A 21,531-nucleotide genomic window follows, 5' to 3' on the forward strand; every position below is an offset into this window, starting at 1 on the left:
CTACCAAACTCAAGGAGAACCCCTCAACCAGGCAATGACATTGAGTAACCTGGCACTCGCCCATCAGGAATTGGCACAATCGGATCAAGCCAATCACGCCATAGCTCAAAGCTTCGCCCTCCTAGACACCATCCCCCCCAATACCTCAGAACGTCTCCGAGTTCAGGCACAAGCCCTCAACACCCAAGGCACCCTGCAACTGGCTCAAGGACAACCCGAAACCGCCCTGAAAACCTGGCAGCACGCCAGCCAACTCTACACCCAAATCCCTGACGAACCGGGCATCATTCGCAGCCAAATTAACCAAGCCCTCGCCCTGCGAGCCTTAGGGCTATACCGTCGCGCCCGCAACACCCTAGAGCAACTCGCACAAACTACCTTACCAACCCAACCCGACAATCCCCTCAAAGCCGCCGCTTACGCCAACTTAGGAAATCTGCTTCGCTCACTGGGTAGCCCCGAACAAGCCAAGGAAACACTCCAGAAAAGCCTGGATATCGCCCGCACCCTTAACTCCCCCGCCGATATCAGCGCCGCCTTACTGGGCTTAGGCAACACCGCGCGTTCCCAAGAGAAGAATGAGCAAGCCATCGACTACTATCAACAAGCCGCTGCCAGCGCGATTTTCCCCAATCCACAATTTGAAGCATCTGTCAATCAACTCGACCTACTCCTGGAAACCAACCAAAAGCAACCCGCCACTACCTTAATCCCCCAACTCCAGGAACTCGCCCAAAACCTACCCACCACTCGCCCCGCCATCTATGCCCAAATTCACTTTGCCCAAACCCTCACCCACCATCAAACTAAACTGAACCCCACCCTATCTGCCCCAGAAATCGCCCAGATTCTCGCCTACGCCCAACAGCAGGCACAACGCATCAACGACACCGTAGCCGAATCCTATGCCCTCGGCTACCTGGGACACCTCTACGAAAAAGCCCAACAATGGCAGGACGCTGAACGCCTTACCCGACAAGCCTTGGCACAAGCCAAAATTCCCCCAGAAGTCGCCTATCAATGGCAGTGGCAACTGGGACGACTCTTAAAAGCCCAGCAGAAACACCAAGCCGCCACCAACGCCTACACCGACGCCTATAAAACCCTGAAACTCCTGAGAGGAGACTTAGTTGCCGCCAACCCCGATATCAAATTTACGTTCCGAGACGAAGTTGAACCCGTCTATCGGGAACTCGTAGACTTACTCCTGTCCCCTCAAGGAACCAGCGAACCTAGCCAAGAGAAACTGAAACAAGCCCGTGAGGTGATCGAGGCACTCCAGGTAGCGGAACTAGAAAACTTCTTTCAATCCGCCTGTTTGGATTCAACGGTACAAGTTGACCAAGTGGTCGATGAAAAAGACCCCACCGCCGCCATTATTTATCCGATTGTACTCAAAGACCGCATCGAAGTCATCCTCAAGTTACCGGGCGAAGCCAATCTGATTCATTATCGCTCCCCTGACGTATCCCGCCAAGACGTGGAAGACACTGTAAAACGATTCCGCAGCAATCTCCAAGATCCTTTCACCCACCCAGCTATCAAAGAGGATGGGCAAACCCTCTACAACTGGTTAATCAAACCAGCACGCCCTTACCTAGAACGCCATGGGATCAAAACCCTAATTTTTGTCCTGGATGAACCCCTGCGAAATATTCCCATGGCAGCGCTTTACGACGGGGAAACCTATCTGGCTCAAACTTATGCCACTGCCCTAGTTTTGGGGCTAGAAGTGCGCGATTCCCATCGGCTAGAGCGAAACCAGATGGATGTGCTAGCTGTCAGTCTCACTGAACCGCCGCCAAAGGTGGGTAACTTCGCTGAGTTAGTCAATGCCAATTGCGAGTTAGACAAAATCAAAGCCGCAGGTATTCCTGTTGCTTTCATCCGCGACGAAGATTTCACCAAAACCGCATTAGAACAACGCCTGGAGCGCTCTCATTTCGACATCGTACACCTAGCCACTCACGGTCAATTTGGCGACAAACCAGAAGACACCTTTATTCTGGCGGCTGACGGGAAGATTCCCTTAGACCAATTTAGCCAACTATTTCGCCGCCAACAGTCCACCACAACCCAAGGGATTGAACTCCTGCTGCTCAGTGCCTGCCACACCGCCACAGGCAGCAATCGAGCCGTACTCGGAATTGCTGGAGCCGCGATTCAGGCAGGAACACAGAGTGCGATCGCGTCTCTCTGGAGTTTGGATGATCTCTCCAGTGTTACCTTTACAGAAGCCTTCTACCAACACCTAGGACAACCGGGAGTGTCTCGCGCCGAAGCCCTACGACGAGCGCAGCAGGCGATGTTACAAGATGCCAACTACCAAGCGCCCCTCTTCTGGGCTGCCTATGTCTTAGTCGGAAGTTGGTTTTGAGCCTCAAGCTGACAATAGCTGAGAAGCTGTTACTGCTAGTTCGGGAAATGTCGGAGAGATAATCCGCTGATTTCCTGTAAAGACGGTTGTTTCATATCCTGTCTCTGCCAATAACAGCACACAAACCTGAGATTGGCGTAAGTCTACAATCCAATATTCGGGGATTTTTATCGTCTTGTACTCCGCCAATTTCTGTTCATAATCGATTTTTTTCGATCCCGGACTAACGACTTCAACCACTAAAAGGGGTGGCGTTTTCAACACAGCCGCTGATCGCTTATCTGCTTTCAGTTCAGCCCACTGTACTGCTGTCATGACACAGACATCTGGGGTGCGTGAACGATCTTTTCCGGTAACAGGGTTTTTTCCCGTGTACACCCCAGCTTTGTCCTTGGCTTTCCAGGGTTGACGATAGCGACGGATTTGTTCTCTGAAGACATCCAGGAGTAAATCAATCGTATCCCCATGATCGGCAGTTGGTAGTGGAACCATGACTAGCTTTCCATCCACCAATTCATAGATGTTATCTGTGCCATCATCGTAGGTGACATAATCTTCAAAGGTTAGGTTTTTGACAGGAGTCTGAGTCATGACTGGGTTGGGCTAGTATAGTTCTAATCTAATTAAGTTGAGTAACAGCCGCATCAGCAACGCCTTCTAGCTCAAAATAGTCCACCAACAGACTCCTCCAATCCTCTTCATGGACAGAGCGATGCCAAGCTAGCTGCGTCAGCACGTCCTGAGAAATACCATGGTCTAAATACGCCCGATATTGCTCAGATTCAGCTAAAGTTTCTAACTGCCGAACCAACTCAGAACTCGCTTCCACCCGTTCCACCCAACTACTAACCCATGGGTTTCGTGAGCGTTCCTGCTCATCGCACAGGACTTGGAAATACCACTTGTAGCGTTTGCCCACTTCTAAAGGCGGTTTAGTCTCCGGCAATTTCACGCTAACAATCCCCGGCGCATCCGGTAACACCATCGTTTGGTCGAGAACAAGGCGTTGATTTTGATCAAATAGCACGAATCTAGCTTGTGTAACCGTCTCCGAACGCCCCCAAGGCAAGTAAAACCAAAACGTCGGATACTCAGCAACCGTTGTCTCCAGATTGTCCGCCGAAACTAGAGCCGTTAACGGCTGGCTAGTCCCAGAGAAACAGAATTCATCCCGAATCGCTGTACCCGCCGATCGCCCCGAAGGCCGCCCTTGTTTGCGCTCCCGGCGAAACAAATTCAAAAACTGCTCTCCCACCGATTGCGCCTGGGCTGGGGGATTGTCGAAGGGTAGCACCGACAGGAACAGCACTGTACTTAAGGTCAAAATCAGGACGCTTTTGCGATCGCGTGATAACCAGCTCATCTCCATTAACTCCTAACTCTGCATTGATTTCTAAGCTTGTCGCCGCCGATAGGTCAGATAACCAACACCGCCTCCAGTCACCACGATGGCGATCGCTGACGGTACCAACGGCACCCAAACGCCTTGGCTGACCAGAATCAGGTAGGATAAACCATACAAACCGATCACTGTACCCACAGCACCAGCCGCCCCTCGCGCCAACGAGCGAGAACAGAACCAGATAACCAAACCCCCAACGGTAGACCAGCCAAAAATCCACAATGTTTCGCCCCAAAACGGTAACCACCCAATTAAAGGACGCTGATCTAATACCGCACTGATAAGTTGGCTTGCCATCTGAGCTTGCACCATCACTCCCGGCATATTACCGTAAGGAGTATTCCAACGGTCAGCACTTTTATCTGCCGTGTCCGTGTAACCAATAATCACAATCCGGTCTTGAATGTCTGCGGCAGATACCTTGTCATTGAGAACATCTTCTAAGCTAACCGTTGGCGCAAACTTGTTGGGGTCACCTTGGTGGGCGCGGTAATTGAGTAAAGTTTGATAACCGTTTAGTTGATCATTTCTCTCTCGGTAAGGACTACCATTTCCCCGCAGTTGCGGGATTGCCGTCTCGCCAAACTGCATATCTTCCTCATAGTACCCTTCATCATTTAGGAAAGAGGTATAAGAAATCCCTTCTGCTTCTAGATACTTACGAGCCAGAACTAAGTTCAATGCCTCTTCCGTATTGCAAAACTCTGGGTCGGGTTCCTGCAACAGCAAGTGACGGCGCACCATCATCTCACCATCCTCAGAGACATCATTAAATCCAATACGCTCCATGGGAACGTCTTGTGGTGGATAATAGCCCCGTCCACCGTCATAACTCGCTTTACAGAGCGCAATCAGGTTCTGCGTTTGCCGAAAACGTTCCGCTAATTCTGGCTGTGCCTGATAATCTCGGTAAAAATCTAAGCCAATCAGTCGGGGTTGATGTGCCGATAAGATGGCTAACACTTCATCGAGAGCTTTGTCTGGAACTGTACCAATTCCCGGCTGATAACGCTCCGCAATTATGTCTCGCCGGAGTGCCTCACTACTGGCAGCATCCACCTCAACGATTAAAAAACGCTCATCTTGGGCTTCACTGGGACGTAACCGCATTAACTGATCATAGACTCTCAGTTCAGCCGACTCCATCCCCCCCAAAAACCGAGCCACAACCACCAGCACCGAAACGACAGCACTGGTTAACACCACCGAACGCCGCTTAATTTTGCGATAGGGCAGTTCTCGGCTAGCTTTAATGTAGTCTAGTTGTAGCGCCGTGGGCTTCGGTTGCTTGTCGGCTGATTCCTGTAACCATTGCTTAGAGGCGACTAAATCTTTCCCTCGCAGCAAAAAGCTATCATCCTGTCCCTTTTGTGTCCACTCCATCGCCTTCACCAGCAACCGAGTGTGAGTGCGTGTATAGTCCGGATCACTATCTAGCGTCCGGATTAATTCGCCAAAATTGGGTAAAAATTCACCGCCGTGTTTACGGAAATCAATCCAGTGGGCGTTCTCTAAAGCCAAGGGAAGTTCGGCTGTGGCTGTTTCTTGATGCAAGATGGCAACCGTTCGTTTATTCAGCGTCTGGGCATAAGCTAACTCCTTAGCCACATCAGCATCGTTAACAAAAGGAAGAGAAATCACCGCGACAATTGTATTAGCTCGTTCAATACCCTTAACCCGTTCAATACCCTGATCAATGACTAGCTGCAAGGCAATGCTGTCATTTCCTGAAGCTCTATCCTGGGGCAAGTCCGCTTGGGTAGGAATACTTTCCTGGTCAAACCACGTCGTTTTACCCTGCATCTGTAACGCATCATTCAGCTTACGCACAACGTCTGAGTCAGCATCAGAATAGGAAATAAACACATCATGGGACACTTCCGGCGGCTGTCGCAGACTTTCAGTGATAAATTCTTCGTGCCAAGCTGTTGGCTGATGTTGAGTCCTCTTTTTCGCCACCTGCAACCAAGCTTCAGCACGGCGCAGATTATACCCCCGCAGTAAAATACTGGGGTTGCGGTTCTGCTGCTGCCACTTGAGCGCCTTAGCTAAGAAAATCTTATGCTCGTGGTAGTATACTGCCTCGTGATCCAGTATGTTGATCAGTTGGCTTTCATCAAGACGGTAATCTTCTTCGTGTAGATTATCAGTCAGATCAATATAATGTAACGAGCGCAATTCTGGCGGGATTTGCTCCGGCTCAACAGGACTCACCAGCACAGGGATAATCCGCTTATTCAGCGCTAAAGCATAGTTTAATTCTTGCTGACAGTAGGTAGAGTTCAGGGAGTCAGGTGAGAGCAAATAGACTAAGTTATCTGCTTGGGCTACACCCTGCTTAATCGCTGCCTCAAAGGTTTCCCCTGTTTGAATATCAGCGGTATTCGTCCAAACTGTAAATCCTGCACGCCACAGACTGGTGCGAATCTGCCGCATCACTGCCTCATTTTCGTAGGCATAGGAGAGGAACACCTGAGTCATCAGGTTATAGGCATTTTTGATACTTTCGCTGATAAACTCACAGTGTAAATCTGTGGGAGTACAGGGGGGCTGCTCGTCTTTAAAGCGCACCTTCAGCCATGCTTCGGCTTGCTTTCGTTCCTCACCAATGAGCAAATGTTGTGATCCCTTGTGCTGCCTTTCCCAGGCTAGTGATTTATCTAAGAAATACGTGTGCTGATGTACGTAATCCTTGTGCCTTGCGAATAGTTCTAGTAATCCGGAGAACGACTGCTCAAAGTCGTCAATTCCCTCACGAAAATACACCCAATTAATTTTGCCAATTGCCGGATGCATATTGGGAAAGCTGGAATGCAGTCCCTTTGCTTGGTAAGCATCCCAGTCAGCATCCGTTCCTTGGGGATTCCGTTGTTGCCAGGTATCACGACTAATCTGTTCGACGTGCAGCAACGGGATAATCCGCTTGTGGTACTTAATTGCCAGTTCGATTTCTTTACGGCAGTAGGCGGAGTTGATCGAATGGGGAGCAATGATGAACAGGAAGTTATCCGCCTTCTCAATCCCATCATCAATTTGGTTTTGAAAATCTACGCCCAGAGGAATATTTTCAAAGTCAAACCAAATTTTTAAGCCGTACTCAGTCAGGTGTTGATAGAGCTTTATGGCAAAGGCTTTACTATCGGCTCTTCCATAGGAAATAAAGCCATTGTCAAAGCCGGGACGCGGTTCATACATCTAACTTGAGATAGATTTATTTCTAATATCCACAACTATAACAAAAGAACCTGAATGCGACTCGAACAGCGATCGCGAATTAGGGCTTGCTGTCAAAACCTGAAACCTTATCGTTGGTTTTATGTAACGAAGACACTCGGATATCAAGACTTACCCAGGCTTTCCCGTTGAACCATTTGTAGGGGTACGACAGGGGTACGACATGTCGTACCCCTACCGTCTTTTAAGCGGCGCTAACGGTTGCATGGAGAGATGGGTGTTCATGTTCGACCACAAACACATTGGCATAAAGGTTCGCCACAATTTGCTTCCCTTCTAGCGTCAACTCTAAGTAGCGCAATGAGTCCTTAATGTAGGGATACACCCCACTCCAGTAAAACTTGGAATAGTTCTGGCGCAAGTCTCCTGGATGACTATAGCCTAAGGCTTTATTCACACCCGTTTCTTCAAACTCGTAGTATAAGGCACTAATTTTTTTCAAGTAGCGCGGATCACTGAGTTGACCAATTAAATCGGCAGATCTTACTAAACCGGGACAGTTACTTGTGTCTAGGTGATCTTGATCACTTGGCACAGGAAAACGAGTGAGTTCAATATTCCGCTTAATTTCTTCGGCATCAATTAGTAAATTGCCACCAAACCGTTCTTCAATAAACAGCTTACCGCGATCAACGTGATAGGGAGTGAGGCTGGCATCTGTCGCCCCTGGTGGTAAACTCACCTTGTCCCCATCTACGCCTGTGGCATAGCGGTTTTCACTTAATCGGTCTTGTCGGCAGACTCCTTTAACGTAACCAATATCATGGCAGAGTAAGGAGATAATTGCATGCATCCAGTCTTCACAAGAAATGCCTCCTTCACGGATATGTTTACCGCGCAGAATTTCCTGTCCGACTAAGGTGACTAAAATGGTGTGTTCAACATTGTGGTAGAGAGCGTCACTATTGGCAATATTTTCTAATGCCATGGCGCCCGCCCAGCCGATAATGTCAGCATAGTCAGACTTCCAGCCGCCGTAAGTTCGGCTGTAGCCTTCCCGAATCCGATCCACAAAGTTGTCGATGAGTATTTGGGTTGTGTCAAACATGGAGGGTTACCTCAAGGGGACTCGTTAGGACAATCGAAGTTTATGAGTTAGTAGTTGACTATAATGATAAATCTCTCTGAGAGTTGAGTAATCCTATCCTTTGCCATTAATCCGTCTTGGCTTAAAAGCGGTGATTTTCACGCCTAGGACAGGTATAGCGAAAAATTCTCAAACTCGATACTTCTAATGTAATAAAAATAGCGAAAAAGGTTGTGATGACGTTTTTTCGCTCACCGTGATACTTTGAGGCAACCTGTGTGAGACGGATCACCTGATTGCAATTAGCCAAACACCTCTGCTTCAATACCATGCCACCACTCACCCAGATTCATCAGATCCTGATGAATCTCAGCTAGCTCACGAGTATAGGCATCTGGTGTCATAGTTGCTTTACGCTCTTGGAGTTTCCGTAAACGCAATTGCACTAACAGCCAAGGCTTGGCAATCCCGTCTGTCGCTTCAATGTATTGGGCTAAGTCTTTACTGTTCATTTTCTGTATAGGCGCGATCGCACATTAAGAACCCAAACTACCAAAAGCCCCGTCTGATATCCAGATCAGGCGGGGCTAGTCACTGTTACTGACGTGACAACTTCACTGGATTATCGTTAAGCCGCAGCCATTTGCTGATTCACAAAGTCCCAGTTAATCAGATTGTTGAGAAACGCTTCCACAAAATCAGGACGCTTGTTTTGATAATCCAGATAGTAGGCGTGTTCCCACACATCACAGGTTAACAACGGTGTCATTCCCAAAGCAATGGGGTTGACAGCATTGGCGGTGTTAACTACTTTGAGCGTGCCATTATCGAGGACTAGCCACGCCCAGCCACTACCAAATTGGCTTGTAGCAGCTTTCTTGAATTCTTCCTTGAACTTATCGTAGCCGCCTAAATCAGACTTGATTTTGTCAGCGACTGCACCACTGGGCACACCGCCACCACCCGACTTCATTGAGTTCCAGAAGAAGGTGTGGTTCCAAGCTTGGGCGGCATTATTGAAAAGCCCTGACTTGGACGAATCCTTGTAGCTAGCCTTAATGACTTCCTCGATGGACTTGTCAGCCATACCAGCGGCTTGCGACATGTCGTTGAAGTTATTAACGTACTTCGCGTGGTGCTTGTCGTGATGAAACTCTAGCGTTTTAGCTGAGATATAAGGCTCCAGCGCGTTGTAAGCGTAAGGTAAATCAGGAAGTGCGTAGGCCATATTGTGTTCTATCCTCTCAAATACTGTGTTCTAGCTTAAAACGAACCGAGACTTTAGATGTATTCCTTAGGTTAAGTATTACTATATCAAGGGATTAACGCCTGTTGTAATAACCATTAACAATATGATTGTTTCTCTGAGGGGTAGCCATCGCCTTAAGTCTATGATTGAGATTGTGGTATCCAGCCCTGGCGAAACGGGTTAGACGCGATCGCGCCTCTAGCCGGGTTGAGTCAAAGGGGGACAGTTAGCGGTTTTCCTGGACAATCGCTTGCACAATATCAATGGCATCGACTGGGGTGGCTGCCACAAAAACCGTCTCCGGCGACAGGCTGGTAAAAAACTGTTGACTTTCGTGATGGTCGGATAATAATACCACAGGTTTACCACCCTTGAGGGCGAGAGCGATTTCTGAAGCGGTTCCTGCACCAATACCACAAGCAATCACCACATCACTGGAGAGAACGTTAATATTATTGCGCCCACTCCCCATATCCGTCGCGATCGCAATATCCACAGCATCGGACATATTCTGAGTATCGCTGCTGGGTAAAATGCCCACAGTTAAGCCACCTGCGGCTTTTGCCCCTTGACTTGCTGCATCCATTACCCCAGCATTTCTGCCACCCGTCAGCAGCACCCATCCCTGCTGGGCGATACGTTGTCCCAATTCATAAGCTCGTTCTAAGTCTGTGGCGGTAGCCCCTTTACCGGGTCCCATCACGCCGACAACGATTTTTCTCATGGGTAGAAAGTATAATTGGCTGATTACTGGAGTTATATCATTTGGGATTGTTTGTGCAACACAACATCCTGCTCTAATTAGGGTTATTTGGGTGACTTATGAATCAGGGCGGGTTTTGTTGCTCAGTTATGGGTGAGACAGGGCGGGTTTTGTTGCTCAGTTATGGGTGAGACAGGGCGGGTTTTGTTGTTCACTTATCGGTGAATAGCTGACTTTAGTCCCTAAACCCGCCCCTACAGAGTCCCTAAACCCGCCCCTACAGTAGCTACCGAATCGATGTTTTAACAACAGAGTTCATGAATTACGCGATCGCCATTGACTTTCTCCAGGATTGTGATCCCGTTCTGGGACAACTTATTGACCGAATTGGTGAATGTCAACTAAATCAGCACGAGTTGGAGGGAGATTTATTTTTTTGCCTATCCCGGTCAATTCTTCACCAACAACTTTCTACCAAAGTGGCGCATGTTATCCACAGTCGGTTTCTCCAAGTTTACCCTGACACGCCGTTTCCTACTGCACAGGATGTCCTAGACACACCTGATGAAGTTCTCCGAGGTGTGGGGATTTCACGCCCGAAAATTGCTTATCTTAAAGACTTGGCACGTCATTCAATTGATGGATTGCCCACCCTGGAAGCGTTGGAAGTTATGGATGATGAGTCGATTATAAAGATTTTAACGCAGGTTAAAGGGATTGGATGCTGGACTGTGCAGATGCTGTTGATTTTCCGTCTCAAGCGATGGGATGTTTTGCCTGTGGATGACTTGGGGATACGTACAGGTATTCGGAACCTGTATAATCTTGAGGCACTTCCTGACCGCAAAACGACAAAACGCTTCGGACAAAGGTGGAAGCCGTATTGCAGTATCGCCTCATGGTACTTGTGGCGCAGCTTGGATCTAAAGCCAATCTGAGGACTGCTGGAGGGAGGGGGACATTACGATAAAAAGAGCAGCAACGTAAGCGCGATCGCCTTTGGCGCTGGGCTTCGCTCAATTGCACTTTTCTTATCACTGACCGAATAGAGTGTGGCACAATGATTATAGTAGCATTGTAAGTGCTGCTGACTCTGGAAATATGTCATACAGTGATTTCAAAACGATTGACCAAGCCGTTTCTATCCTCGAATTAACAGTCGAGGATATTTCTCATTTATTTAGTCATATTGCACCGATTGAACCTTCACATCGGCTTAAGGAAACGCTGGATGAAACGTTAGATTTGGCGGCAAGTATCAGTACAGAAAAAGCTCGGTCTGAATTAATTATTACTCCGGTTTTATTGGAAGTGAGACGTAAATTTAATAATAAAATTGGTTATTTTTCTGGCAATACGTTTAATGTTGACGAATCAAAAGGGTTAACGGGTGCTTGTGACTTTATCTTAAGTGCATCAAAAAATCAATCCCTAGTTACTGCTCCTGTTTTAACATTGGTTGAAGCGAAAGATAATGATATCCGCATTGGCTTAGGACAATGTGTCGCTCAAATGGTTGCTGCTCAAATATTTAATGCCCGTAAGGGGCTGGAACAGCCAGTAGTATATGGTGCAGTTTCAACGGGTACGAACTGGAAGTTTATTATGTTAGAAAACCAGATGGTAAAAATTGATTTTACTGAATATTTCATTACCCAGTTAAATCAAATATTAGGCATTCTTGCTGAACCATTTAGAATTTATTTTGAGGGTGCGATCGCGTAGGTTGAGGCATCGATGAAAGAATCAATTGGGGCTTGGGATTTTCTCGAACGAATAATGCCTCCAAGGATGTCCAGTAACTTATGTATGTTTATATCCATGCTTTTCTCTACTCTCTTGTTGTATTCACCCTCCTAATCTGGGATCGTTGTTAATTCTTGCGATCGCAGATCGTTGCGGTTGATCAAGCTCAAAATGAATCTTCTGAGCCGGGAAATAAATCGTCTGATATGCCTGAATTGTTTCTTCTGGAGACAATCCCTCTTGTGAACGAGCAATCGCCCGTTCTAGGGCTGTCTCAAAGCTGCAATCAATCCAGAAAGAGAGATCGTAATATGACTGAAATTGATGCTTTAGTAAGTAGATTCCTTCTAGCAAGATAACATCTACTTCCTCAAAGCTGTATATATGTTTGTGATATTTCGTAGCTGTTTCTTCCGTGAAATCTGCCTCAAGATAAATGGAGCGGCGATTGCGTAATGGAAAGACGAGTTGACCAAATAACTCTTCAAAACGAATCGCATGTCGGTAGAACTGTTCCGGTGGATTGATTTTACTAAAGCGTTTTTCAGGCAGATTTAACCAACCATCAAGATTGATGTTTGCGATATTGAGACCCCGTTTCAAAAGTAGGGTGGCAATTTTGTCGGTGAGATAGCCTTTCCCTGAACCATCTATCCCTGAAATCGCGACTAGAAGTGCCTGGTGATCTGGAATAATTGTTCGCTGTCGAACAATCGCTTCAGCAGCATCTTTAATGCTGATCAAGCGTTTTCGCGCAAGATTGTCGAGCATAGCCAAAACCGTAATCAAACAAATGTCAGTTTTAAGCGAGTATTAAAGGGTTGACAAAACCATCAAACATTCAATCGTTAAATTTAATTTTTTTGCCAATATAGAAAACATAGCCATAAAACTCTTTGTATTTGTAATATAATTCAGCTTCATGTATTTCGTTTTCTATGAACTCTTCGGCTGTTTTATTGCCTGCATATTTTTTCAAGAAGTTTTTCTGTGCAGAAACTTGCGGCGTATAAAAATTGTCAGTCCAACAGCTTTCGGGCAGGACAAAAGTTGCAATTGGAATATATCCGGCTTTTTGCATTTGTGCCACCTTGTTTGAAATAGTATCTATTTCCGGATAAGCATCGTTCCAAAATGCGTCGATTTCATCAGGTCGCTCTTCGGTAAACCACGATGCCTCTGAAACGCCAATAAAGCCTCCTGTCTTCAAGAACTTATGCCATTCGTTTATGCCTCGTTCAAACCCGATATTGTAGATTGCTCCTTCTGACCAGATTAAGTCTAATTCTTCATTCTGAAAAGGAAGATTCTCCATTGAACCAACAATACCCTTGACTCTATCCTGAAGATTCAGTTTATGTACGTTAAGATTGAATAGCTCTATAAAGCCGGGAAATAAGTCGATTCCTGTAATATACCCTGACGTACAACTAGCCATTGCCATTGTCTGACTACCGGTGCCGCAACCAATATCAGCAATTTGTGATTCATTTGTCAGATTATCAATAAAGCTCAAAGCTTTAATCGTTACTTCGGGACTCCCAGGTCCTTGTCGTTCTAGGCTTGAAAAATATTCGCAGATTAATTTAAAATCGAAGTCGTGAATCGATTTATTTTCCTCGTTCATGATGTTTTCCTTGTTTAAATGCAAGCCGTTGCAGCAGTTTGCTCTTCAGGGAGAAATGCAAGAACAATTCGCTCTGGAGGAATACCTGCGGCGATTAAGTCTTTGCTGATTCCCTGTTCCATCCCGTCATATTCCACCCAAACCTTGCCCTCATTCAAAGTCACATAAATCAAATTTCCCCTCACCCGTCGTCCTCTATCCCAACCTACCTGCATCAATGCATAGCGGTTTTGCGCGTCGTCAAACACCGTGTCGAGTCGAATATCGCCGTGAGAAGGTTTAAACTGAGCGTATCGTTGAATCACCTGTTTTACTATGTCCTGCTCTCTCGTGGTGGTATCCATCGCTTCACCTCTAGTTCGACTTGATCAACCCTCTCTTTCTACCAGGCGAATCGGAATTTGGATTTCACTGCGCTTGGCAGGTTCGGGGACATAGGGAGCATCGTAGAAGAAGCGGCGAGGGGAGCCGACAACAGTCCATTCTGGATGCTGTGCTAACCACTCTCGTAACCGTTCGATGCTTTTTTGATAGCTGGAGTAATCCTAACTCCCTTTTAACCCAAGGCTGAGGACTGTCATGGGTGGGATATCTTCAACTTGAATGTTTTGGCTAATTTCGTCGGGGTAGATATCCGTGCTGCGGTAGAGGAATGAAACCAGCGCTTCACCTTGTTCATCGGGTGTACCCATTTGATTGGCTTCCAGGGTGCTAACTGGATAACGGGTTTCTACTGGAGCCGTCATCGAGATATTGTTAGAACTGATATGGCGATAGAGAGGGTCAAATGCCCTATTAGCTGCCATTGAGAGTTCTCCTGAGTAGCGCACTGTGGCAGAGCGGTAGGCTGGATATTGTTTGACCTCAATTTTTCCATCTGGTGTTGGCGGCGGGAATCCTTCTGGCAAGGGAGCCGTAGCCGCATCGTAGGCAAAGAAGGCGATCGCAACGACGGCTAGAATTCCTAGGGGTAACAGTAAGTGCTTTAGCTTCACAGAGAACCTCAGAAACTCTTTCTATTCTAGATCCGGCAGTTCTTCCGGGGGGTAGATATATCTTCCTGGCAAAGTGCGATCGCGCGATCGCAATCCCCTCTCCAAGCAAGACTGACTCGAAGCTCACTCAAATTTTGGTGGATGTTCCCCTAGCTTGACCCACATCCGACGCACGCGAATCAACTGGGGACGATTCATCTTGAGGGTAGTGATCGTTGCTCGACCAACAGGTGTCAACCCGATTAACTCTGTCGCATCCTTACTCCAGGTAAAATGCTTCTCCCACACTTGGCGATGGGGATGAAACAGAGGAACCGTCTGCTGGGTAGTGGGGTCTAATCCGGTTTGAAGAGTGGCTTTGTAGCGATTACAGGTAGGACAAGAAAGGCACAGATTCTCAAAAATTGTATCTCCACCAACTGAGCGAGGGATAATGTGTTCAAATTCAAAAATTACAACCGTCAGTGCTTCAGCCGTGCGGCAATAGGCACAGCAATGTCTAAAATGGGTGCGAACTTGTCGCTGTAACTCAACAGGAATATATGCGCTCACGCCACTGTCGCCAAGGTTTCTAGGCGGTGCAGGGTATACCTGGCGCGGGTTTTGAGGATTGTCAGTTGATCGACTTGTGCGAGCAGATGATCTAGATTGGCAATTTCGTCAGCAGAGAGTTGAGATTCTGCATTCCGAACTAGCAGATCGTCCAATTGATGTTGTGCGGCGGGAGCTAGCCTACTATCGGCTAAGGCTTTTAGTTCATCTCGGCTCAAGCCGATTAAACATTCCTCATCCACAGCTAGTGGGTTCGCCAGTCGATTATAGGCTTCCAAATCTAATAAGACACCAACTCGCTCCCCCTGTTCATTGGTAACATAGCGCACTTGCTCAGACATGTTTTTTGTGTAAGGTCTTTGGATTCATCGTAGCTTATGGGAGTTTGGCGATCGCATCTCCTACTGCTTCGGCTGTGGAAGAGTGGACTTAGAGCAGAACAGCGCGTTTAAATGATTGCTATGATGCTACCTGTGATGATCATATTGCTGGATGGGAAAGTTAGAGAAATTAGCCATTGGACTATTATTTGAATCTTCAGTATTCAGTAACACTTTATCCCGATCCAGAGGGGGGATATGTAGCTCAGATTAAAGATTTGTCTGGATGTCTGATTCAAGGTGAAACGTTGGATGAGACGATCGCAAACATAAATGAGGCGCGGGAGTTGTGGATTGAGACAGCTTATGAAGCTGGAGATGAGATTCCTTTACCCAGTACGGATGATACTTACAGTGGAAAGCTACTCCTGCGGATGCCGAAATCGTTGCATCGTCGTTTAGCTGAGAAAGCGGACAGGGAAAATGTGAGCCTCAATCAGTACATTGTGTCTGTGTTGAGTCAAGGATGATCGGGTAGAGCGTGCGATCGCGCTGCCATTCCAACAGGTTAACCTTGAGAACAGAGCAATTAGGAGATCAGTAATGTCACGAGCAATTAACGCCACAGAAGTCGGTAACCACATTGGTGAATTAATCCAGCAGGTTGTTGAACAGCAACAGCCTTTGATTATCGAATCTGAGGGGAAGCCTCAGGTTGTCATGCTTTCCATCGCTGAATACGAGCGTTTGCTCTCAGCTAACCGAGTAGAAGTAGGACAAACACCTTTAGGAAGAAAACTTTGGCAAATTCGTCAGCAGATTCTTGCCACAGGTGAACCCCTTTTAGATTGGGATGAAGTCAATCGAGAAGTGGCTGAACGTCGAGGTGAAAACAGCCAAAACATTTAATCAACGCCTACCTTGAAAAAAGGTATTACTCTGATTTCCACCATGTATTTTGCCTATCAATATACAGTTTGCATTCCGGTATAAATATATTTCCTCCTTTCCATATTTGTCTATACATTGCTTGAAAATGCTCAGTGATATTGACTAATTTTCCCTTTATTGGTGTTTTGTAGCGTTTTGAGTATTTGTAATATCCACCCGCCGATCTCTCCTCTCCATCTTCATACCAAGTAGACTCTTTCACATAAAGATGATAGTCGCTAAAGTGGATAGGTTGTAACTTTAAACCAGTTACCCAGTAATATACTCGACCATAATACATAGCGTGCAACCATTTTTCCCATGCTTTTGGAGAATATTTTTCCTCGTTGAACTCCTTATTCCGTAAGCCTAACCATAGGAGATAAATCTTCTTTTTTGAATAGTCCTCTGTTCTCCGAATAACTTCATCTATAGTGAGGCTACTGATTTGCACTTCCAGAGCAACAGGAGTACCATCAATTACAGCAAAGATATCAGGTATGACACTTCCTAAATTCTTTTCTAGTTCACAATCCTGGACTTTGGGATGTTTCAAAAGAGACTTATATATCTCGGTTTTGCATTGACGATGTGCTTCTGACTCTCCTATCCCATGTCCACAGGTAACAGGTGGTTTATGAGCAAAGTGATGAATCCGTATTCGTCCTTTCCGGAGACATACCTCTTTGGAACACTTCGGACAATAAAATGGGACATCTTGTTTAGATGCATCTTTGGCAATAATTTTTTTATTATCCGTTCCTTTAATAGCACAAAGCATTATTTTTGATCCCGTGACTAAAGTGTTACCATGAATCACTATAGCAATCCTATTGAGTGGTGACAGATAAGAAGCTTGAAACCAATGTATAGCAGGGATCACAGTTGTGAAAATTGCCATAACCTATTTAGGATTGCTATATAACTTAACCTCTGGAGAACATTGCCGCACTTGACTTGCTTTGTACTAGATGGCTAGTTCAATTATCGCGATCGCATTCGTTATTCGCTCGACTGTTAGGGTCAACTTTGGATAAGTGCATGAAACCTACTCTGGTGTCAAAATAGTGGTAAGAGTTAGCCCCTGATCGCGTCTCAGCGCCTCTCGCATCGCCATTTCATCCGTAAACGTTTCTCGTAATAGCCGCCCTTCATAAACCAGCCTTACCTCACTCTCCTGAAAGGGCCAAGGAGATAGAATGATTTGATGAGGATCATCATTAACATGAGTCAACCCTAGAACAGTTTCACCATCAGCCGTAGGAACCTGCTCAACCTGCTGTTCACCCGACACATTCTGACACAAAATTAGTGAAAGAGCATCCCACGTCGCTACCAGTTTTTGGTTGCGCTTGATCACTTCTGGTGTCACATAAGGGACATAATGGGGGTCATTTTTCAACGTAGCAATAAGCTGTTCTTGAAAGGCATACTCACTGTTCAGAAAATCCTGTACAATTCGGCTAGACTCCGGGTTTTTCTGCCAACTTCGATATCGCTCATATAGCCCAGTACCGTGCAGTGAAACGAATAACGTAACATACCTCCCCCAAGGCATTGCTAGCTGTTTCGCACCCGTCCAGATATCAATATGGACTTGGGTTGGGAGTTCAGTAAAGCGATAGGGATAGCCAGTTTCGGGGTTGAGAGTGGGCGCTTGTTCCCACAACAGCCAGCCGATATCATGTTGTTCGGCGGCGAGACAGAGTTCTTTGGGTGGGAGAAACTGACCGAATTGTTCATTTCCCCAAGCCCGGGCTAATTCACCAGAAACCCAGGCGTGGTTCGGTTGGGTGATGCAGATAAGTCCCTCTTTTGATAAGCGATGTAGCATGGTTTGAATTCAAAATCAAAGAATTCTAATTTTGAATTGATTCCCCTGAGTATAGGTTTAATTTGCACTATTTTAGCTGTGCCACGCCGCCACTGATACAGTAGAGTAATTTGGTTTAAGTTATGAAAACTGTTCCCTGTTCCCTGTTGCCTCTCCCCACCACAAAACTCATTCAGCAGACTCTAATTAACTTGATTGGGTACACAAGAAGTAATGATTTGCCTAAACTCCTCCGGTTCTGCCCTACCGGCTTGCAAGTCTTGACCAATTTGCATGAATTCATCTAGGGTGTAAGTCTCTTGAATCTTCTCAATCGTGCAGGTACAAAATGCCCTGACTTCCTCTGGGCGATCGCCAACACAGTTCTCGATATAAATTTGAACCATCTCAGGAGGATAGGCATTCGTCGGTTCTTGGGGCGTCAAATCAGGCGTTTGCGAATTTCCTCTAGGTGCGCTCACAAGTACCAGGATTAAGGTACTCATTACCGCCGATAAGGTGTGTATTTTTTTCATGATTCTTTTGATGAGCGCTATTTAGATGAATGATATCATGTCCGGTTGAATACTTAAAAGGCAACAGGGAACGGGGAACCGGGAACAGATGATATACAATTTCAATGCACATCAGCTTATCAGTAATCAATCACCTGCTGTCTTCTACCTTTTGGTATAGTTATCTCTACAAAACCAAACCTCCAATCATCCCTGCCAATAGAACAAAACCAATCCAGACATTTTGGCGAAAAATTTCCCCATAAACGGGTTTGGGAATATCAGCTTGGCGCAGTCGTGTATAGTGCCAAATCCACCCGATAATTGCTACACCTAAAGCAATCCAAAAGCCCCAGTGTAGCTGCATGACAAACCCCAATCTCGCCAAAAATCCCACCGTAGCGGTAAAAAATAGACCAACGGCTTCCGGGGCGTAGTCTCCAAAAAACAAGGCGCTAGACTTAACCCCAAGCTTTTGGTCATCGTCCCGATCTGACATCGCGTAAACAGTGTCAAAGCCTAATGTCCACGTTACCGTTGCTGCCCACAAAAACCAAGTGGCGGGTTGTAAATTCCCAGTAACCGCACTCCAACTGATTAAGACAGCAAACCCCCAAGCGATGGATAATACCAACTGGGGAATCGGAAAAACGCGCTTGGCTGACGGATAAAATACAATCACGGGAACGGCGGCGACGCACAGCCAAAAGGTGAAGGGATTGAGATACAGGGCGAGGATACCTGCACAACTCATCGCCACTAACACCACCACCACGCCAACTTGTACAGACAAGGCGCGAGAGGCTAAGGGACGTTCTTTGGTGCGTTCGACTTGCGGATCAATATCGCGATCCCACAAATCGTTGATGACACAACCCGCCGCACTGGTGGCTAAGGTTCCTAGAATAATTACACCAACGAGGGGAATCGGCGGTGTACCCTGGGCGGCTAAGAAAACTGCCCACAGCGCGGGAACCATCAAAATTAAGCGTCCGGCTGGTTTATCCCAGCGCAACAGCCGCGCGATCGCGAGCCAAGTTGGTATTGAGGGAGGGTGTTGGTCGGTCAGCATCGATGCTCAGGTCTTTTATCGGGTCTTCACCAAATTAGGTGTAAATCTATATCGTTAAGATAACGCAACACTTTGCTACTGTCGATTTGAGCAGATTTAAAGTTATCTTTATCAGTAGCATCACGCCTAGAGTTGTAATCCCGAATACAAGAATGATCGATTTAGCTGCTCAAGGGAATTCAGCAGGAGTTTCGACTCCAACCACCAACACTGAGAGAATTCTGGCTGCCATTGATATTGGCACGAATTCGATTCACATGGTCATTGTCCGGATTGACCCGACGCTTCCTTCGTTTACGATTATCGCGAAAGAAAAAGATACGGTGCGACTGGGGGAACGTGATCCCCACACCGGAAATTTAACCCCCCAAGCCATCAAACGTGCGATCGCGGCATTGCAACGTTGTCAGGAGTTAGCGAAAAGCTTCCAAGCCGATCAGCTGGTTGCTGTGGCGACGAGTGCGGTACGAGAAGCCCCCAATGGACGCGACTTTTTACAACAAGTTGATTCACAATTAGGGTTATTTGTCAACCTCATTTCCGGTCAAGAAGAAGCACGGCGGATTTATCTGGGCGTCTTGTCAGGAATGGAGTTTCACAACCAACCTCACATCATCATCGATATTGGTGGCGGTTCAACGGAATTAATCTTAGGCGACAGTCACGCCCCCCGTTCCCTCACCAGCACCAAAGTCGGTGCAGTACGCTTGACCCGCGAATTCATTACCACTGATCCGATTAGCGATCGCGAGTTTCAATATTTACAAGCCTATATTCGGGGACGAATCGAACGCGCCGTTGAAGATGTCTTAGCCAATATCGAACCCGGAGAAAAACCCCGTTTAGTCGGCACATCGGGGACAATTGAAACCCTAGCCGCCCTTCACGCCAAAGAAAATTTAGGAGTAATACCCAGTCCCCTGAATGGTTATGAATTCAACCGCCATGACCTAAAAGATATCGTCAAACACCTTGCCTCACTCACCTGTGCTGAACGGGAAAAACTCTCTGGACTGGCGGATAAACGAGCCGAAATTATCGTTGCGGGTGCAATTATTTTACTAGAAACCATGACGATGTTAGACATTCAGTCTCTCACCGTCGGGGAACGCGCCTTGCGAGAGGGAGTCATTGTAGACTGGATGCTTTCCCAAGGCTTAATAGAAGACAGACTGCGGTATCAAGGCGAAGTTCGCAAACGCAATATCATTAAAGTCGCGCAAAAATATCATGTTAACTTAGCCTCTAGTGAACGGGTGGCTAACTTTGCCGTCAGCTTATTTAACCAAACTAAAGGACAGCTACACAATTGGGGAAATGAAGAACGAGAATTGTTGTGGGCGGCGGCAATTTTGCATAATTGTGGTTTGTATGTGAGTCATTCAGCCCACAATAAGCATTCCTATTACCTGATTCGCAACGGTGAATTACTCGGCTTTACTGATATTGAGATTGAAGTGATCGCTAACTTGGCTCGTTACCATCGCAAGAGTTCACCCAAGAAAAAGCACGACAATTACAGTAATTTACCCAACAAATACTATCGGCATCTAGTCAAAGAAATCAGTCCTTTATTACGTTTAGCGGTTGCCCTAGATCGCCGACAGATTGGGGCAATTTCCAAAATCCGCTGCCACTATATATCAGAGGACAAAGAATTGTGTTTGCGTCTGACACCTGTAGATCCCAATGATACCTGTGCTTTAGAAGTTTGGAGTTTAGAAGATAAAAAAGTCGTGTTTGAAGAGGAGTATGACGTTAAAGTCGTCATCCAGCTAGAAAACTCGCCTAGTGATAAATAGGGGCTGCTGTTGGGAGTGGTGAGGTGAGGGGGAGATGAGGGAGATGGGGGAGATGGGGGAGATGAGGAAGATGGGGAAGTTGTGAGCTAACTTAAAACTCTACTTTACCCTGTCCCTAACAAAGGACGAATGACGAATGACGAATGACCAATGACCAATGACCAATG

22 protein-coding genes and 1 pseudogene are annotated in these 21,531 nt (G+C 46.6%); 6 read left to right on the forward strand and 17 right to left on the reverse strand.

Features of this window, described 5'->3' with window-relative positions; translation table 11 throughout:
* Window positions 1-2,377: CHAT domain-containing protein (locus MC7420_RS33905; RefSeq protein WP_006106487.1), on the forward strand; the 2,377-nt coding region annotated here is incomplete at its 5' end.
* A 3-nt stretch (window positions 2,378-2,380) separates the two neighbouring features.
* Here MC7420_RS33905 and MC7420_RS33910 read toward each other — a convergent pair.
* The 7 genes from MC7420_RS33910 to MC7420_RS33940 form a co-directional block, all read right to left on the reverse strand.
* Window positions 2,381-2,968: a Uma2 family endonuclease gene (locus tag MC7420_RS33910; protein WP_006106470.1), complete on the reverse strand. Its 588-nt coding sequence runs from the start codon at window positions 2,966-2,968 to the stop codon at window positions 2,381-2,383.
* Between the two features lie 28 nt (window positions 2,969-2,996).
* Window positions 2,997-3,740 carry a DUF928 domain-containing protein gene (locus MC7420_RS36035; RefSeq protein ID WP_052307592.1) on the reverse strand — a complete coding sequence of 248 codons (744 nt, stop codon included), beginning with the start codon at window positions 3,738-3,740 and terminating at the stop codon, window positions 2,997-2,999.
* Between the two features lie 30 nt (window positions 3,741-3,770).
* Window positions 3,771-6,974, reverse strand: coding sequence for a TIR domain-containing protein (locus tag MC7420_RS33920; protein WP_006106455.1), 3,204 nt, complete (start codon window positions 6,972-6,974; stop codon window positions 3,771-3,773).
* A gap of 223 nt (window positions 6,975-7,197) precedes the next feature.
* Window positions 7,198-8,061 carry an Npun_R2479 family HD domain-containing metalloprotein gene (locus MC7420_RS33925; RefSeq protein WP_006106504.1) on the reverse strand — a complete coding sequence of 288 codons (864 nt, stop codon included), beginning with the start codon at window positions 8,059-8,061 and terminating at the stop codon, window positions 7,198-7,200.
* Window positions 8,062-8,342: 281 nt separating this feature from the next.
* Window positions 8,343-8,552: a hypothetical protein gene (locus MC7420_RS33930; protein WP_006106475.1), complete on the reverse strand. Its 210-nt coding sequence runs from the start codon at window positions 8,550-8,552 to the stop codon at window positions 8,343-8,345.
* A 116-nt stretch (window positions 8,553-8,668) separates the two neighbouring features.
* Entirely contained in the window at window positions 8,669-9,268 is a 600-nt protein-coding gene (locus MC7420_RS33935; RefSeq protein WP_044211297.1) for a superoxide dismutase, read from the reverse strand.
* 247 nt (window positions 9,269-9,515) lie between these two features.
* Window positions 9,516-10,013 (reverse strand): TIGR00725 family protein, encoded by a 498-nt coding sequence (locus tag MC7420_RS33940; protein WP_044211299.1) that lies wholly within the window; start codon window positions 10,011-10,013, stop codon window positions 9,516-9,518.
* A gap of 296 nt (window positions 10,014-10,309) precedes the next feature.
* On the opposite strand from MC7420_RS33940, the gene MC7420_RS33945 reads away from it, so the two are divergent.
* Together MC7420_RS33945 and MC7420_RS33950 are read left to right on the forward strand one after the other, a co-directional pair.
* The gene (locus MC7420_RS33945; RefSeq protein ID WP_006106453.1) at window positions 10,310-10,930 is read left to right on the forward strand and encodes a DNA-3-methyladenine glycosylase family protein; all 621 of its coding nucleotides are present in this window, start codon (window positions 10,310-10,312) and stop codon (window positions 10,928-10,930) included.
* A gap of 163 nt (window positions 10,931-11,093) precedes the next feature.
* On the forward strand, window positions 11,094-11,717 hold the full coding sequence (locus tag MC7420_RS33950) for a hypothetical protein (RefSeq protein ID WP_006106481.1): 624 nt from the start codon (window positions 11,094-11,096) through the stop codon (window positions 11,715-11,717).
* 123 nt (window positions 11,718-11,840) lie between these two features.
* Here the strand turns inward: MC7420_RS33950 and MC7420_RS33955 are convergent, their stop codons facing one another.
* The 6 genes and pseudogenes from MC7420_RS33955 to MC7420_RS33980 form a co-directional block, all read right to left on the reverse strand.
* Complete coding sequence (locus MC7420_RS33955; RefSeq protein WP_083799256.1) at window positions 11,841-12,509, reverse strand: uridine kinase; 669 nt, start codon at window positions 12,507-12,509, stop codon at window positions 11,841-11,843.
* A gap of 70 nt (window positions 12,510-12,579) precedes the next feature.
* Window positions 12,580-13,365 (reverse strand): class I SAM-dependent methyltransferase, encoded by a 786-nt coding sequence (locus tag MC7420_RS33960; RefSeq protein ID WP_006106459.1) that lies wholly within the window; start codon window positions 13,363-13,365, stop codon window positions 12,580-12,582.
* A gap of 14 nt (window positions 13,366-13,379) precedes the next feature.
* Window positions 13,380-13,709, reverse strand: coding sequence for a XisI protein (locus tag MC7420_RS33965; protein ID WP_006106496.1), 330 nt, complete (start codon window positions 13,707-13,709; stop codon window positions 13,380-13,382).
* Between the two features lie 24 nt (window positions 13,710-13,733).
* Window positions 13,734-14,360: pseudogene (locus MC7420_RS33970) on the reverse strand (heme-binding protein).
* 123 nt (window positions 14,361-14,483) lie between these two features.
* Window positions 14,484-14,912 carry an HNH endonuclease gene (locus tag MC7420_RS33975; protein ID WP_006106499.1) on the reverse strand — a complete coding sequence of 143 codons (429 nt, stop codon included), beginning with the start codon at window positions 14,910-14,912 and terminating at the stop codon, window positions 14,484-14,486.
* Window positions 14,909-15,253: a hypothetical protein gene (locus tag MC7420_RS33980; protein ID WP_044211302.1), complete on the reverse strand. Its 345-nt coding sequence runs from the start codon at window positions 15,251-15,253 to the stop codon at window positions 14,909-14,911. Before MC7420_RS33980 ends, MC7420_RS33975 begins: the two co-directional genes overlap by 4 nt.
* A 176-nt stretch (window positions 15,254-15,429) precedes the next feature.
* On the opposite strand from MC7420_RS33980, the gene MC7420_RS33985 reads away from it, so the two are divergent.
* Both MC7420_RS33985 and MC7420_RS36040 read left to right on the forward strand, forming a co-directional pair.
* Window positions 15,430-15,762 (forward strand): toxin-antitoxin system HicB family antitoxin, encoded by a 333-nt coding sequence (locus tag MC7420_RS33985; protein WP_006106505.1) that lies wholly within the window; start codon window positions 15,430-15,432, stop codon window positions 15,760-15,762.
* A 73-nt stretch (window positions 15,763-15,835) separates the two neighbouring features.
* On the forward strand, window positions 15,836-16,141 hold the full coding sequence (locus MC7420_RS36040) for a type II toxin-antitoxin system Phd/YefM family antitoxin (protein WP_006106445.1): 306 nt from the start codon (window positions 15,836-15,838) through the stop codon (window positions 16,139-16,141).
* A 25-nt stretch (window positions 16,142-16,166) separates the two neighbouring features.
* On the opposite strand, the gene MC7420_RS33995 is transcribed toward MC7420_RS36040, so the two are convergent.
* From MC7420_RS33995 to MC7420_RS34010, 4 genes are all read right to left on the reverse strand, one after another.
* A complete protein-coding gene (locus MC7420_RS33995; RefSeq protein ID WP_006106466.1) occupies window positions 16,167-17,063 on the reverse strand; it encodes a competence protein CoiA in 897 nt (298 codons plus the stop codon).
* A 147-nt stretch (window positions 17,064-17,210) separates the two neighbouring features.
* On the reverse strand, window positions 17,211-17,996 hold the full coding sequence (locus tag MC7420_RS34000; RefSeq protein WP_006106447.1) for a DUF3891 family protein: 786 nt from the start codon (window positions 17,994-17,996) through the stop codon (window positions 17,211-17,213).
* Window positions 17,997-18,178: 182 nt separating this feature from the next.
* Entirely contained in the window at window positions 18,179-18,511 is a 333-nt protein-coding gene (locus tag MC7420_RS36045; protein WP_006106460.1) for a hypothetical protein, read from the reverse strand.
* Between the two features lie 166 nt (window positions 18,512-18,677).
* Complete coding sequence (locus MC7420_RS34010; protein ID WP_006106486.1) at window positions 18,678-19,562, reverse strand: 4-hydroxybenzoate solanesyltransferase; 885 nt, start codon at window positions 19,560-19,562, stop codon at window positions 18,678-18,680.
* Window positions 19,563-19,714: 152 nt separating this feature from the next.
* Here MC7420_RS34010 and MC7420_RS34015 point away from each other — a divergent pair, with 152 nt between their 5' ends.
* Window positions 19,715-21,364: a Ppx/GppA phosphatase family protein gene (locus tag MC7420_RS34015; protein ID WP_006106464.1), complete on the forward strand. Its 1,650-nt coding sequence runs from the start codon at window positions 19,715-19,717 to the stop codon at window positions 21,362-21,364.
* Window positions 21,365-21,531: the final 167 nt, after the last annotated feature.

It is taken from the genome of Coleofasciculus chthonoplastes PCC 7420, from assembly GCF_000155555.1.
Lineage (GTDB): Bacteria > Cyanobacteriota > Cyanobacteriia > Cyanobacteriales > Coleofasciculaceae > Coleofasciculus > Coleofasciculus chthonoplastes_A.

What these genes read in the sequence shown, in the direction of transcription:
- MC7420_RS33960 (WP_006106459.1), bottom strand. Translation starts at nt 13,365, where the DNA reads ATGAACGAGGAAAATAAATCGATTCACGACTTCGATTTTAAATTAATC.
- MC7420_RS36045 (WP_006106460.1), bottom strand. Translation starts at nt 18,511, where the DNA reads ATGAAAAAAATACACACCTTATCGGCGGTAATGAGTACCTTAATCCTG.
- MC7420_RS33995 (WP_006106466.1), bottom strand. Translation starts at nt 17,063, where the DNA reads ATGGCAATTTTCACAACTGTGATCCCTGCTATACATTGGTTTCAAGCT.
- MC7420_RS33955 (WP_083799256.1), bottom strand. Translation starts at nt 12,509, where the DNA reads ATGCTCGACAATCTTGCGCGAAAACGCTTGATCAGCATTAAAGATGCT.
- MC7420_RS34000 (WP_006106447.1), bottom strand. Translation starts at nt 17,996, where the DNA reads ATGCTACATCGCTTATCAAAAGAGGGACTTATCTGCATCACCCAACCG.
- MC7420_RS34015 (WP_006106464.1), top strand. Translation starts at nt 19,715, where the DNA reads ATGATCGATTTAGCTGCTCAAGGGAATTCAGCAGGAGTTTCGACTCCA.
- MC7420_RS33935 (WP_044211297.1), bottom strand. Translation starts at nt 9,268, where the DNA reads ATGGCCTACGCACTTCCTGATTTACCTTACGCTTACAACGCGCTGGAG.
- MC7420_RS33925 (WP_006106504.1), bottom strand. Translation starts at nt 8,061, where the DNA reads ATGTTTGACACAACCCAAATACTCATCGACAACTTTGTGGATCGGATT.
- MC7420_RS33910 (WP_006106470.1), bottom strand. Translation starts at nt 2,968, where the DNA reads ATGACTCAGACTCCTGTCAAAAACCTAACCTTTGAAGATTATGTCACC.
- MC7420_RS33950 (WP_006106481.1), top strand. Translation starts at nt 11,094, where the DNA reads ATGTCATACAGTGATTTCAAAACGATTGACCAAGCCGTTTCTATCCTC.
- MC7420_RS33945 (WP_006106453.1), top strand. Translation starts at nt 10,310, where the DNA reads ATGAATTACGCGATCGCCATTGACTTTCTCCAGGATTGTGATCCCGTT.
- MC7420_RS33965 (WP_006106496.1), bottom strand. Translation starts at nt 13,709, where the DNA reads ATGGATACCACCACGAGAGAGCAGGACATAGTAAAACAGGTGATTCAA.
- MC7420_RS33980 (WP_044211302.1), bottom strand. Translation starts at nt 15,253, where the DNA reads ATGTCTGAGCAAGTGCGCTATGTTACCAATGAACAGGGGGAGCGAGTT.
- MC7420_RS36035 (WP_052307592.1), bottom strand. Translation starts at nt 3,740, where the DNA reads ATGAGCTGGTTATCACGCGATCGCAAAAGCGTCCTGATTTTGACCTTA.
- MC7420_RS33920 (WP_006106455.1), bottom strand. Translation starts at nt 6,974, where the DNA reads ATGTATGAACCGCGTCCCGGCTTTGACAATGGCTTTATTTCCTATGGA.
- MC7420_RS33930 (WP_006106475.1), bottom strand. Translation starts at nt 8,552, where the DNA reads ATGAACAGTAAAGACTTAGCCCAATACATTGAAGCGACAGACGGGATT.
- MC7420_RS33940 (WP_044211299.1), bottom strand. Translation starts at nt 10,013, where the DNA reads ATGAGAAAAATCGTTGTCGGCGTGATGGGACCCGGTAAAGGGGCTACC.
- MC7420_RS36040 (WP_006106445.1), top strand. Translation starts at nt 15,836, where the DNA reads ATGTCACGAGCAATTAACGCCACAGAAGTCGGTAACCACATTGGTGAA.
- MC7420_RS34010 (WP_006106486.1), bottom strand. Translation starts at nt 19,562, where the DNA reads ATGCTGACCGACCAACACCCTCCCTCAATACCAACTTGGCTCGCGATC.